Here is a 12,109-nt window from a genome sequence, read left to right on the forward strand (position 1 = left end):
AACGCCGCTCTGGCAACGCTTTCTCACTTTCAGGGAGGGGGTCTGCAAGCATTCTGAAACCTGTGTGCAATAAGCGGCTATCTGTGCCTATTTACCGCTACTGGTTCCTTTCAAATATCAGAGTTGCTATAACCAAAATACTGGAAGTCGATAAAAACAAACCGCTCCCTGTACCTACAAAAATATAAAAGGATCAATCATGCCTGAAATACGTCAGCGTATTCTGGAGAATATGCAAAAATTCTCCCGGGCCATGATCGGCGCCGTATTGTTCTTGCCGGTCATTGGCTTAATTCTGGCCCTCAGTTCAGTATTAACTAATCCGACATTAATAGCTGAAACCAGTTTCCTGCACCAGCTTGGGCAGATGCTCGGCGACACCTTTTGGCCTCTATTTGGCAACCTCGGCTTATTATTTTGCGTCGGTATTAGCTATGGCCTGGCAAAAGATAAAAAAACCGAAGTCGCGCTGGTTGCGGTGATGTGCTTCATTATGTTTCTTGGCGCCAACCACTCCTGGCTGGAACACACCCACGTACTCGCCGAAAAAATTAACGGTGAATATTATGGCACCGGGCAAACCCAACTGCTGGGCTTTGTAGTGGTGGATATGGGCGTTTTCCTTGGCATTATTCTCGGCTGCACTATCGCGTGGGTGCACAATAAAGTCTCTACCATTGAGCTGCCCGGCGCGCTGTCGATGTACGGCGGCGCCAAGCTGACGCTGGTGGCGATGACGCCGGTGGTTATCTTCTACGCCATCGCCTTTACCTGGATTTGGCCGTTTATGACCCACGGCATCTCCGCCCTCACCGGCTTTATGAAAAATGCCGGGGTTGCCGGGGTCTTCGTCTATGGTTTCTTTGAAAAATTTCTTATCCCGACCGGCCTGCACCATTTTGTCTGGTCACCCTTCCAGCTCACCCAGATTGGCGGCACCCTGAACGTGGACGGTCAGGTGGTCTCCGGTACCCAGGCCATTTTTCTCGCCTATATGCGCCATCCGGATCTGACCCCGGTGATGAATGAGGCCCTACGCTTCTCACAGCAAGGGATGACCACCATCTTCGGCCTGGCCGGCGCCTCGCTGGCGTTCTACCACACCGCGAAGCCGGAGAAAAAAGTGATGGCCAAGGCGATTCTGCTGCCGGCAATTATCACCTCGATGCTGACTGGCATCACCGAGCCGATTGAGTTCACCTTCTTGTTTGTCTCGCCGCTGCTGTGGGTGATCCATGCGACGTTAACCGCCGCCTCGCAGGCCATTTGCGACCTCTTCACCGTACGCCCCTGGGGAGCCTCGGGCCTGATCGAATTTCTGATCTATAACCTGCCGCTACCGGTCTCCTTAACGCGCTGGCCGGGATATGTCCTTATCGGTATCGGCCAGTTCGCCGTCTACTACGTGATTTTCCGCACTCTGGTGGTGAAGCTGAATCTGAAAACGCCGGGCCGGGAAGATGACGAGAACGTGAAGCTCTACAGCAAAGCGGAGTATCGCCAGAAAGTCGCGCAGCCCCAGTCGGTCACCGATGACATTATCCGCGGTCTCGGGGGCAAGGAGAATATTCTCTCCGTCGATAATTGTTTTACCCGCCTGCGCGTGGCCGTGCGCGATATGGCGCGGGTTGATGACGCGCAATTAAAAAATACCGGCGCCAACGGCGTAGTGCGCAATCGCAATGAGGTTCAGGTTATTTATGGCGTAAAAGTGGGACAGGTACGTTCCCGGGTTGATAACTGGTTAGCAGAAAATTAATGAGGAGTTTGTATGAAATTAACCGTATTAGGCGGGGGCGGCGTTCGCTCTGCATTTTTAGCGAAATCTCTGGCATATAATGCTCACCGCATTGGTTTAACGGAGGTGGTTTTTCTCGATAACTCTGCAGATAATCTGGCGATATTCGGTGAAATTGCCCGCTATGTATTTACGACCATTCGCCCGGATATTCATTTCACGACCACCACCGATCCGGTCGCGGCGCTACAAAACGCCAATTATATTATTACCACCCTGCGGGTCGGTGGTGATGAAAGCCGTATTCGCGACGAGCGCATTGCGCTGCAACATAACACCCTCGGCCAGGAGACCACCGGCGCCGGCGGCTTCGCGATGGCCATGCGTTCGATCCCGGCGATCCTCGACTATTGCCGGCTGATCGAAGCGCATGCCGCCGAAGACGCCATTCTGTTTAACTTTACCAACCCCTCAGGCCTGGTGACGGAAGCGATCGTCAAGTCCGGCTTTAAGCGTCGGGTCTACGGGATCTGCGATGCCCCCTCCGAGCTGATTCGTGAGCTGCCGGCGATCCTCGGCTGTGAGGAGCGCGACCTGAGCGTGGAATGCTATGGGCTGAACCATTTCTCCTGGTTTACCCACTTCACCGTGCGCGGGGAAGCGGTGACCGAGCGGCTGATCGCCAGCCCGGCGCTGTACCAGAAGACCGCGATGCAGTATTTCTCACCCGAACTGGTGCGGCTGTGCGATAACCAGTTACTCAACGAATATCTCTATTATTATTACTATCGCGACGAGGCGCTGAAGGCGATTCAGGGGGCAGGCGAAACGCGCGGGGAGCAGATCGCCCGTATCAATCAGGAGATGCGCCAGGCGCTGCGCACCGTGGATGCCAGAACGCAGCCGGAAGCCGCCTTCAATATCTGGATGCAACACTACCTTCGCCGGGAAAACAGCTATATGCAGAACGAATCCCGGCAGGAGAAATTTCATACCCGCGAGCCGCTGACGCTGCGGCAGTTTATCGAAGAGCCGGACACCGGCGGCTATGCCGGGGTGGCGCTGGATATTCTGGAAGCGGTGAACAGCACCACCACCAAGCGGATCGTGGTGTCGATCCAGAATAATGGCACGCTCGACTTTTTGCGCCCTGACGACGTGATTGAGATCAGCTGCGACCTGAGCCGGGAGGGTCTCAAGCCGGTAACGCCGGTGAAGGTGCCGACGGCGCAGAAAAATATGATTTCCTGCGTGAAAGAGTATGAGCGGCTGGCGGTTGCGGCGATCCTGCAGCAGGATAAGTCGCTGGCGGTGCGGGCGCTGATGGCGCACCCGCTGATCGGTTCCTGGTCGCTGGCGAAAACCCTGGTCGAGGCCTACCTCGACGATGAGCAGTTCGCCGCCTGGCGGTAAATCACTGACCGGACCTGGAGGCGTAGGCCGGGTAAGGCGCAGCCGCCACCCGGCAACATGGCGGCGCGGCGCCTGATATATTGCCCGGCGGCACTGCGCTTAGCGGAGCTACCTATTGCCAGGTGCGCGGGTAAACCACATCTTCAGTAGCCGCTCAAAGCCTAAGATGCAGTAGCCGAAAAACGGGTTGCTCCAGTAAATATCATCGTCAAACTTCTGCGGGTCGTGAATAATAAACGCCGTATCTGCAGCCTGCGCCAGCGGGCTCTGATAATCACCGGTAAAGCAGACCAGATTAATCTCCTTCCCCTCCAGGGCCTTCACCCAGTTAAGCGCTGAGCTGCTGCGCCCGGATTTCGAAATGATCCAGATGGAGTCGAAGCGAGCGGCGTTTTTCTGTTCAAGAATTTCGTAATCCGGCCACAGCGCCAGGCTGGCATTCACCCCAGTGACGAGAAACTTGTTATAAATATACTGGGCGATCAGCTGCGAAAAGCCGCTGCCGTGGATCAGGACGCGCTGCTGCGCGAGGCTTGCCAGCAGTGGCGTCAGCGCCTCCGCCGGCTGAATGCTCATATAGTCGATATCGTTGGTGACATCGAGCTTCGGCATGGTGATATTGAACTTGATGAAATAGACCAGCTCCAGCCAGCCGCTGAACTTAAGCTTTTTCGCCAGCCGTACCAGCGAGGAGGGATTACTGTAGCACTGCTCCGCCACGGCGCGGACCCCCTGGCGGATACACTGCTCCGGGTCGTTCTGGATAAAGCGCAGCACGGTCATTTCCGTTTTGCTTAGCTTCACGTCACGAAAGATATTTTCTACGTCCATGGCGGGCTCCTCTCAGCGGCAGAATACGCTATCACCGTTCAGGAATAGCGTCTGCGGCCTGAGTCACCAGACTGAAATGAATGTTACTTTTTGTACAAAAATGGAATAAAAAAACCCTCTCCGCCGGAATGAGGGTGAACAAGGCGAGAATAATGGTGAGGGTGGCGCCGTCGCCCATGATGCCGTAGCCAATTTTCTCTTTGACGGACAAAACAGGATCTTTCATATGGGCACAATTCCCTTGGCGGCACCACAGATGGGTACCGGTTACATTTTTTATCAGCCTTTGCCGCAGGAAGATGAATTAGGTCATTATCAGAATATGTTTCATGTATTTTGCGATCGCGTTAGCCTGAAAAGCGTATGAAAAAGTGTAACCCATGGATTTTGAACGGATTTGTTTCAGACTGTTCTGCAAAGTCCAGTTTTAACAGTAAAAAAGTGCGTTCAGGTATGTGGTAAACGGCTGAAAGTAGCTATAATGCGCCCCGCCTCCATGTAGCAATCGAGGCGCGGAAGATCGTCATCTCCGGTGAGGTGGCTGGACTTCAAATCCAGTTGGGGCCGCCAGCGGTCCCGGGCAGGTTCAACTCCTGTGATCTTCCGCCAGTTTGCCTCTGCTCCTCCACCGCCACGCCATACCAAACTGAGCCGCAAAACCCATCATCCCAGTCAATCATTTTCATCCAAACTCTGCGTTATTTTGTCTCCTGCGAACCCGTTACACTGGCGCAAAGGCCGCGTGCCGTTGCCAACCGAAACAGGAGAGCCATGATGACCCCCGAACTGAGACACTGTTTTTCCATTACCATCCAGGTTGATAAACCGATAATCGTTTCCCGCAGTCCGCAAACCGGCAAGCGTCAGCTGATCCCGATTCTCGGCGGCAGCGTTTCGGGTCAACTTCGCGGCCACGTGCTGCCCGGCGGCGTCGACAGCCAGATTATCGAGCCCGACGGCACGTGCAGGCTATCCGCCCGCTATGCCCTGCAGGTGGAGGAAGGAACGGTGTACGTGGAAAACAACGGTATTCGCCGGGTGCCGGCCCGCTATCATGACCAGCTGTTCGCCGACGATATGCGCTTTTTTAGCACTATTCCACCGGAAGAAATCTATTTTCGCACCGTCCCCACCTTCGAGGTGGATACCCCCGCGCTCAGCTGGCTAACCACCTCGCTGTTTATCTGCGCGGGCGGACGTACTCAGGATGGGGTGATGCTCGATTTCTATCAGGTGGGCTGATTTTCACTTTCTGCATATAACTGTTATTGCCGTTAACCCGTTTTTCCCCTCCCGGCGCCGGTCTACTATCGCGTCATCGCTTTATTCACCCGATTCACAGACCGGAGCAGTTATGAAAGCTATCGCCATTACTCAAGCCGCCGCTGACGGCGACAATATCCCTTTTTTAACCGAGATCGACCTGCCGGTCCCTTCCGCCCACGGGCGTGACCTGCTGGTTGCCGTGAAGGCGGTCTCGGTCAATCCGGTGGACACCAAAGTGCGCGCCGGCTTCCAGGGCGACACGCCGCGGGTGCTGGGCTGGGACGCCGTTGGCGTGGTGCAGTCCGTCGGTGAGGAAGTGACGCTGTTCGCACCAGGCGATGAGGTCTGGTACGCCGGCGCCCTGGGCCGGGCCGGCAGCAACAGTGAATATCAGCTGGTGGATGAGCGCCTGGTGGCCCACAAACCGCGCACCCTCGATAACGCCTCCGCCGCCGCGCTGCCGCTGACGGCTATCACCGCCTGGGAGCTGCTGTTTCACCGTCTTGGCGTCACGGAAGGCGGCAACGCGGGCGACACGCTGCTGATCGTCGGCGCGGCGGGCGGCGTGGGGTCGATCCTGACCCAGCTGGCCAGCAAACTGACCGCCATGACGGTGATCGGCACCGCCTCGCGTCCGGAGAGCCAACGCTGGGTCCGCGAGGCGGGCGCGCACCATGTTATCGATCACAGCAAGCCGCTCTCCGACGAGCTGGCGCGCATCGGCATCAACGCGGTGACCCATGTCGCCAGCCTGACCAACACCGACCAGCACTTCAACGCGCTGATCGACGCCCTCGCCCCGCAGGGCAAGCTGGCGCTGATTGATGACCCGGAGACCCTGGACGTGGTGCCGCTGAAAGCCAAAAGCCTGTCCCTGCACTGGGAATTTATGTTCACCCGCTCAATGTTTGAGACGGATGACATGATCGCCCAGCATCAGTTGCTAACCCGCGTGGCGGCCCTGATCGACAACCACACGATCAAAACCACACTCGGCGAACACTACGGCGCTATCACCGCCGACAATCTGCAGAAAGCGCATCGCCAGCTGGAAACCGGACGCGCAGTGGGCAAGATTGTGCTGGAGGGATTTTAAGATGATAACCCTTCTCGCCGTGCTCAAGGCGAAACCAGGCCAAACGGACGCGCTGCGCAAGGTCCTGCAGGGTCTGCTCCTGCCGACGAGACAAGAGCCGGGCAATCTTGACTACGCGCTGTTCCAGCTGCGCGACGCGCCGGATACCTTCTACATGCGGGAGTCCTGGCGTGACCAGCAGGCGCTGGATGAGCATATCGACCAACCCTACTTTCAGGCCTTTATTGGCGAGATGGATTCCCTGCTCGCCGAGCCACTGCGCCTGGACTATCTGACGCCAGTCGCCCCCTGAAAAGTCTGCTCCTCACCCGGTGAGGAGCGGTTTTAACGCTTTGAGCTACCCGTCTCGCATCCCGGGCGCTCCAGGCTACGCTTATCCTTACCGCGCAAAAAACGCTCACCTCCGTCCGCCCGTTTTAACACCGATATAATCAAGAGGTTTCGCTATGCTGATCAACGCTATAGGTACCTACTCCGCCAGCCAACCGCTGGAATCAATGGCCATCACCCGCCGCGAACCGGGGCCGCAGGATGTGCAGATCGCCATCGCCTACTGCGGCGTCTGCCACTCCGATCTCCACCAGGCGCGATCGGAATGGGCCGGAACGCTCTACCCCTGCGTGCCGGGGCATGAAATTGTGGGCCGGGTCACCGCGGTCGGCGAGGCCGTCTCGCGCTACGCCGTCGGCGATCTGGTGGGCGTCGGCTGCATGGTCGATAGCTGTCAACAGTGCGAGGAGTGCGCTGAAGGGCTGGAGAACTACTGCGACCATATGGTGCTGACCTACAACGGACCGACCCAGGACGCGCCGGGCCACACCCTGGGCGGCTATTCACAGCAGATCGTGGTCAAAGAACACTACGTGCTGCGGATAACCCATCCCGAAGCGCAGCTGGCCGCCGTCGCGCCGCTGCTGTGCGCCGGGATCACAACCTACTCGCCGCTGCGCCACTGGCACGCCGGGCCGGGTAAAAAAGTCGGCGTGGCCGGCATCGGCGGCCTTGGGCATATGGGAATCAAGTTGGCCCACGCCATGGGGGCCCACGTGGTGGCCTTTACCACCTCCGAATCCAAGCGTAATGCGGCCAGAGCGCTAGGCGCTGATGAAGTGGTGGTGTCGCGTAACGAAGAGGAAATGGCGGCCCACGTCAAAAGCTTCGATTTCATCCTCAACACCGTGGCGGCGCCGCATAATCTCGATGCCTTCACCACGCTGCTGAAGCGCGATGGCACGATGACGCTGGTAGGCGCGCCGGCCACACCGCATCCGTCGCAGGAAGTGTTCAATCTGATCATCCGTCGCCGGTCGATTGCCGGGTCGATGATTGGCGGGATCGCGGAAACCCAGGAGATGCTCGACTTCTGCGCTGAACACGGCATCGTCGCCGATATCGAACTGATCCGCGGCGATGAGATCAACGAAGCCTGGGAAAGAATGGTCAAGGGTGACGTGAAATACCGCTTCGTGATCGACAGCGCGACCCTCGGCGGCTAAGCGCCGCGGCGAAAGGTACGCCGCCATTCGGTCGGACTGACGCCAAAGCGCGCCTTAAACTGCTGACGCCAGGTGACGGCAGAGAGATAACCCACCGCCTCCGCCACCTGCTCGACCGGCAGATCCCCCGCCTCAAGCAGGCTCTGGCTGCGGCGCAGGCGTTCGGCGGTCAGCCAGTCGGTGATGCTCATCCCGGTCGCCCGGGCGAAGTGGCGGGTCAGGCTGCGGCGGCTCATCGCCACCACCCGGGCCAGCGAATCGAGATTATGCGGCTCGGCAATATGCTGCTGCAGATAATCCAGCAGGCAGTTGATTCGCGCATCGCGGGTATTTTTCGGCACCGGCTGAGCGATGAACTGCGCCTGGCCGCCCTCGCGGTGCGGCGAAACAATCAGCCGCCGGGCGATCTGGTTGGCCGCGAGGCTGCCGTAACGCTGGCGGATGATGTAGAGGCAACAGTCGAGCGCCGCCGCGGTGCCCGCTGAAGTAATGATCCGCTGGTCATCGACGTACAGGGCGTTGATATCCAGCCGCACCTGCGGAAACCGGCGCTGAAAATCCTGCTCAAACTCCCAGTGGGTCGCCGCGCGTTTCCCGTCCAGCAGCCCGGCGTAGCCAAGGACGAACGCGCCCAGGCACAGACCGACGATTTCCGCGCCGTTATTCCGGGCCCGCACCAGGCTATCAAGCAGCGCCTGCGGCGGGCGCCGGTCGACCTCGCCCCAGTAAGGCACCACCACGATATCCGCCTGTTCCAGTACGGCGTAATCGCCGCTGGCGTACAGCGCGAAGCCGTCGCGGGCGCGCAGCAGCCCCGGTCGCTCGGCGCAAATGTGCAGATTAAAGCGTTTGTTTTCAGAGACCGAATCGCCAAACAGCATGCAGGGAACGGCGTAATGAAACGGGCTAAAGCCCTCTACGGCAACAATCGCCACGTCGGTGAGCTTCATCGTTCCTTCCCCTTGCGCACGTTAATAAACCACGGTTTCCCCATCCTGCGGGATACACACGACCTCGGCAATCTGATTATCCAGCGCATACTGGCGCATCTCTTCCCGACTCACCAGGCAGTGGTTGACCGCCTCCAGGTGGATAGCCATGATTTTCGCTTCCGGCAGGGTGAAGTGTACGTTCAGGAGATCCTCTTTGCCCATGATAATCGGGCCAAAGCCGATGGCGTGGGCGTAGCCGGCGTTGAGGACCACCACGTCCGGGCGCAGCTTCAGCAGGTCGGCCGCAATTTCATCACGCCAGATGGTATCCCCCACCAGCCACAGCGTCTTCTCCTGCGGATGGCGAAACAGCACGCCGCAGGCCTCGCCCAGGCGTTCGGCTATCGCCGGCACCGCGTAGGTGCGATCGCTGCCGTGCTGGCCGGAGGTGGTTTTCAGCAGGCGCACGCCGGCAAATTCGCTGTCTGCCGTCAGCAGGCGGATATCCTGGAATCCCTGGCTGCGCAGCAGCGCACCGTCGGCCTCGTGCTGGACGAACACCGGCAGGGTTTTCGGGATCGCGGCGATCGCCGCCTCGTCCCAGTGATCGTCATGGGTGTGGGTGACGATCACTGCGTCAACGTCGATAATGTTATCGCGGGAAAAAGGCAAGGCCACCAGCGGGTTGCGCAGCTCGCTGCGCGCGGTGCCCGGAAAACCCGGCCAGGCGCCTTTGTCCGCCAGCATCGGATCGATCAGAAACTTTTTCCCGGCGTATTCAATAATCTGGGTCGCGTTACGGATATGGGTGATGTTCATGTCGGCGTTCCTCAGGGGGTGATTTGACGAACATCGTAATGAGTACCAGCCTGGCGCAATAGGGGCATTTGGGCAAGGATCGATGAAATCGGGCCAACCTGCGGCGATTGCTATCCGTCTCCGGCTATGTTGTTCTGAAGGCTCCATTTTTGACAGGAGTGGCAGGATGAAGAAAAAACTGACCGCCGCCGATATGCACGACCCGCAGGTCATCGCCGAGACGCCGTGGTTCAGCATGCGCAAGGTGGGTATTGATATCGCCCCCGGCGAGCGCCGCGACTTTTACGCCATTCACTATCCCCGCCCGGCGGTGGGGGTTGTGGCTATCCAGGAGGGCAAAGTGCTGCTGATTCGCCACTACCGCTACCTGATCGACAAGGTGGTGTGGGCCATTCCGTCTGGCGGCGTTGACGAAGGGGAAGATCCGGCGGTGGCCGCGCTGCGCGAGCTGCGGGAAGAGACCGGCTGGCAGGCGCAACGCGTCGAGGAGATCATTCGCTTCAACCCCTCCTACGGCAGCAGCGATCAGCTGTTTATCACCTGGCTGGCTACCGGTTTACGCTGGGTGGGGATGGATGCGGATCAGGATGAGGTAATGGAAACCGGCTGGTTTACCTTTGAGGAGATAAACCAGCTGATCGCCCGCGGCGAAATGCCGGACGGGCTGTCGCTGGTGCCGCTGCTGCAATTGATGGCGCAGCCGCGCACCGGGCAGGCTACGGCTTAAGCATTCGCCAGCGGAACCACAGCTGGGCCACGAGGATCAGCACGCCGCCGATAATTTTCTGCAGCGGCAGCTGTTCGCCGTACCACAGCGCGGCGGCAATGACCGTCAGCAGCGGTTCGAGCACCATAATGATCGCCGCGCTGGCCACCGCCGCGTACTTTTGCCCCTTCATCTGCAGACCGAAGCGCAGGCTGGTGGCGATGACAATGCTGGCCACCAGCCAGCCGAAGGTCGGTAGGGTCATCGGCTGGTCCCAGCGTTCAACGGCAGCGGAGATGGTCAACCCGACGATACCAGTGATCGCCAGCTGCACGGTGGTCAGGGGGATCAGCGGTACTTCACGCGCGCAGCGGCTGGTGTAACAGAACCAGATCGACTGCACCAGCGCCGTCAGCAAAAACCAGCCCTGGCTGGGATGGAAGGCTATCGGCATGTGCAGACTGAGCAGCCCCAGGCCCACTACCGCGATCGGCAGGCACTCCCACCAGGCCCGCGGCGGGCGCACCTTCATCATCACCCACGCGGTCAGCGGGACGAACATCATCGACAGGCTCATAATAAACGCCCCTTCGCCGAGCGACGCCGTCGTGGAGACCGAGTAGATCCACAGGCAGAGGTTGAGCGCAAACCACAGCCCGCTGATGATGAGCTTTGGCCAGTGCTGCTTTTGCGGGCGAAACCCGCGGCAGAACGGCAGCAGCAGCAGGGCGGCGAAGAAGAAGCGCAGCCCAAGGAACGCGAATACCGGCATGCCGGCGATCGCCTCGCGGGAAAAAATCCAGCCGCAGGCGGCAATCACCGTCGCGGCAATCAGCAGCAGGTCAGCCTGCCGTTGGCGAACCATACGCGCCTCTCCCTGTGTGTTGGCTTACCAGCCCGGCACCGCGCCGCCGTTGAAGATAGTCTCAGCCGCCTTCGCCACCTCCGGCGACTGGTACGACTGCATAAACTCCTTCACGTTTTCCGCGTCTTTATTGTCTTCACGGGTCACGATGATGTTCACGTAGGGCGAGTTTTTATCTTCGATAAAGATGCCATCGCGAACCGGCGACAGCCCGGTTTGCTGCAGGTAGGTGGTGCTGATGATGGCCACGTCGACTTTAGGATCGTCGAGTACGCGCGGCAGCTGCGCCCCTTCCAGCTCCATAATTCTCAGGTGATGCGGGTTGTCGGTGATATCCACCGCCGTCGGCAGCAGGCCGGTGCCGGCTTTGAGGGTAATCAGCTTCTCTTTTTGCAACAGCAGCAGCGCCCGCCCGAGATTGGTCGGGTCGTTGGGGATGGCGATCGTCGCGCCGTCTTTCAGTTCGGCGACTGACTTGATCTTGCGCGAATAGCCGGCCATCGGGAAGACGAAGGTATTGCCGACCGCCACCAGATGGTAGTTATGCGCTTTGTTGTCCTGCTCAAGGAAAGGCCGATGCTGGAAGACGTTGGCGTCCAGATCCCCGGCGTTGGTCGATTCGTTAGGCAACAGCGAGCCGCTGAACCCCACCAGCTCAACCTCCAGACCATACTTCTCTTTGGCCACCTTCTTCGCCACTTCCGCCACATCCTGTTCAGCGCCATTAATCACGCCGACCTTAATGTGCTTCGCTTCATTACTCTTTTGGTCGCAGCCGACCAGCGCCAGACCCGCCAGCATTACCGCGGCGGCGGCACGTAAACGTAATCTCATCCTCTTCACCCTGTCCGTCCTGACTGTCATTGTTTTTTTCGTGCAAAACTATAGCGACTTTCGGGTGGGGTAATAAACAGCAAACCACGCAACCGGAAATAAAATCATCTTCC

General features: G+C 58.8%; 13 protein-coding genes and 1 tRNA gene. 8 read left to right on the forward strand and 6 right to left on the reverse strand.

Annotated features, from left to right (window positions below; genetic code table 11):
* The first annotated feature begins 199 nt into the window (after positions 1–199).
* Positions 200–1,759, forward strand: a complete 1,560-nt coding sequence (locus ACLH1I_RS20905; RefSeq protein WP_151629192.1) for a PTS transporter subunit EIIC — start codon at positions 200–202, stop codon at positions 1,757–1,759.
* 12 nt (positions 1,760–1,771) lie between these two features.
* Positions 1,772–3,151, forward strand: coding sequence for a maltose-6'-phosphate glucosidase (locus tag ACLH1I_RS20910; protein WP_004205096.1), 1,380 nt, complete (start codon positions 1,772–1,774; stop codon positions 3,149–3,151).
* A 108-nt stretch (positions 3,152–3,259) separates the two neighbouring features.
* Here the strand turns inward: ACLH1I_RS20910 and ACLH1I_RS20915 are convergent, their stop codons facing one another.
* The gene (locus tag ACLH1I_RS20915; RefSeq protein WP_151629190.1) at positions 3,260–3,982 is read right to left on the reverse strand and encodes a MurR/RpiR family transcriptional regulator; all 723 of its coding nucleotides are present in this window, start codon (positions 3,980–3,982) and stop codon (positions 3,260–3,262) included.
* 31 nt (positions 3,983–4,013) lie between these two features.
* A complete protein-coding gene (locus tag ACLH1I_RS20920) occupies positions 4,014–4,208 on the reverse strand; it encodes a hypothetical protein (RefSeq protein ID WP_151629188.1) in 195 nt (64 codons plus the stop codon).
* A 288-nt stretch (positions 4,209–4,496) separates the two neighbouring features.
* On the opposite strand from ACLH1I_RS20920, the gene ACLH1I_RS20925 reads away from it, so the two are divergent.
* From ACLH1I_RS20925 to ACLH1I_RS20945, 5 genes are all read left to right on the forward strand, one after another.
* Positions 4,497–4,591 (forward strand) — tRNA-Sec (locus ACLH1I_RS20925).
* Between the two features lie 165 nt (positions 4,592–4,756).
* Positions 4,757–5,224 carry a DUF3237 domain-containing protein gene (locus ACLH1I_RS20930; RefSeq protein WP_004205101.1) on the forward strand — a complete coding sequence of 156 codons (468 nt, stop codon included), beginning with the start codon at positions 4,757–4,759 and terminating at the stop codon, positions 5,222–5,224.
* Positions 5,225–5,336: 112 nt separating this feature from the next.
* Positions 5,337–6,344: a zinc-binding alcohol dehydrogenase family protein gene (locus ACLH1I_RS20935; protein WP_004205102.1), complete on the forward strand. Its 1,008-nt coding sequence runs from the start codon at positions 5,337–5,339 to the stop codon at positions 6,342–6,344.
* Position 6,345: 1 nt separating this feature from the next.
* A complete protein-coding gene (locus ACLH1I_RS20940; protein WP_004205103.1) occupies positions 6,346–6,636 on the forward strand; it encodes a putative quinol monooxygenase in 291 nt (96 codons plus the stop codon).
* Positions 6,637–6,790: 154 nt separating this feature from the next.
* A complete protein-coding gene (locus ACLH1I_RS20945; protein ID WP_198079996.1) occupies positions 6,791–7,840 on the forward strand; it encodes an NAD(P)-dependent alcohol dehydrogenase in 1,050 nt (349 codons plus the stop codon).
* Here the strand turns inward: ACLH1I_RS20945 and ACLH1I_RS20950 are convergent.
* Entirely contained in the window at positions 7,837–8,790 is a 954-nt protein-coding gene (locus ACLH1I_RS20950) for a GlxA family transcriptional regulator (RefSeq protein ID WP_004205105.1), read from the reverse strand. The genes ACLH1I_RS20945 and ACLH1I_RS20950 overlap by 4 nt on opposite strands.
* Positions 8,791–8,811: 21 nt before the next feature.
* Entirely contained in the window at positions 8,812–9,591 is a 780-nt protein-coding gene (locus ACLH1I_RS20955; RefSeq protein ID WP_151629184.1) for an MBL fold metallo-hydrolase, read from the reverse strand.
* Between the two features lie 166 nt (positions 9,592–9,757).
* On the opposite strand from ACLH1I_RS20955, the gene ACLH1I_RS20960 reads away from it, so the two are divergent.
* Positions 9,758–10,318 carry an NUDIX hydrolase gene (locus tag ACLH1I_RS20960; RefSeq protein ID WP_048326072.1) on the forward strand — a complete coding sequence of 187 codons (561 nt, stop codon included), beginning with the start codon at positions 9,758–9,760 and terminating at the stop codon, positions 10,316–10,318.
* On the opposite strand, the gene ACLH1I_RS20965 is transcribed toward ACLH1I_RS20960, so the two are convergent.
* Positions 10,308–11,162, reverse strand: coding sequence for a DMT family transporter (locus ACLH1I_RS20965; RefSeq protein ID WP_004205109.1), 855 nt, complete (start codon positions 11,160–11,162; stop codon positions 10,308–10,310). The genes ACLH1I_RS20960 and ACLH1I_RS20965 overlap by 11 nt on opposite strands.
* Before the next feature lie 24 nt (positions 11,163–11,186).
* Entirely contained in the window at positions 11,187–11,996 is an 810-nt protein-coding gene (gene nlpA, locus ACLH1I_RS20970) for a lipoprotein NlpA (RefSeq protein WP_017900755.1), read from the reverse strand.
* Between the last annotated feature and the right edge of the window lie 113 nt (positions 11,997–12,109).

This window comes from Klebsiella sp. 1SOBk10mer (genome assembly GCF_046602535.1).
Lineage (GTDB): Bacteria > Pseudomonadota > Gammaproteobacteria > Enterobacterales > Enterobacteriaceae > Klebsiella > Klebsiella quasipneumoniae.

Excerpts from the sequence above, each read along its gene's own strand:
- ACLH1I_RS20950 (WP_004205105.1), bottom strand. The coding sequence starts at position 8,790 with ATGAAGCTCACCGACGTGGCGATTGTTGCCGTAGAGGGCTTTAGCCCG.
- ACLH1I_RS20935 (WP_004205102.1), top strand. The coding sequence starts at position 5,337 with ATGAAAGCTATCGCCATTACTCAAGCCGCCGCTGACGGCGACAATATC.
- ACLH1I_RS20920 (WP_151629188.1), bottom strand. The coding sequence starts at position 4,208 with ATGAAAGATCCTGTTTTGTCCGTCAAAGAGAAAATTGGCTACGGCATC.
- ACLH1I_RS20945 (WP_198079996.1), top strand. The coding sequence starts at position 6,791 with ATGCTGATCAACGCTATAGGTACCTACTCCGCCAGCCAACCGCTGGAA.
- ACLH1I_RS20965 (WP_004205109.1), bottom strand. The coding sequence starts at position 11,162 with ATGGTTCGCCAACGGCAGGCTGACCTGCTGCTGATTGCCGCGACGGTG.
- ACLH1I_RS20960 (WP_048326072.1), top strand. The coding sequence starts at position 9,758 with ATGAAGAAAAAACTGACCGCCGCCGATATGCACGACCCGCAGGTCATC.
- ACLH1I_RS20940 (WP_004205103.1), top strand. The coding sequence starts at position 6,346 with ATGATAACCCTTCTCGCCGTGCTCAAGGCGAAACCAGGCCAAACGGAC.
- nlpA (WP_017900755.1), bottom strand. The coding sequence starts at position 11,996 with ATGAGATTACGTTTACGTGCCGCCGCCGCGGTAATGCTGGCGGGTCTG.
- ACLH1I_RS20905 (WP_151629192.1), top strand. The coding sequence starts at position 200 with ATGCCTGAAATACGTCAGCGTATTCTGGAGAATATGCAAAAATTCTCC.
- ACLH1I_RS20915 (WP_151629190.1), bottom strand. The coding sequence starts at position 3,982 with ATGGACGTAGAAAATATCTTTCGTGACGTGAAGCTAAGCAAAACGGAA.
- ACLH1I_RS20930 (WP_004205101.1), top strand. The coding sequence starts at position 4,757 with ATGACCCCCGAACTGAGACACTGTTTTTCCATTACCATCCAGGTTGAT.
- ACLH1I_RS20955 (WP_151629184.1), bottom strand. The coding sequence starts at position 9,591 with ATGAACATCACCCATATCCGTAACGCGACCCAGATTATTGAATACGCC.
- ACLH1I_RS20910 (WP_004205096.1), top strand. The coding sequence starts at position 1,772 with ATGAAATTAACCGTATTAGGCGGGGGCGGCGTTCGCTCTGCATTTTTA.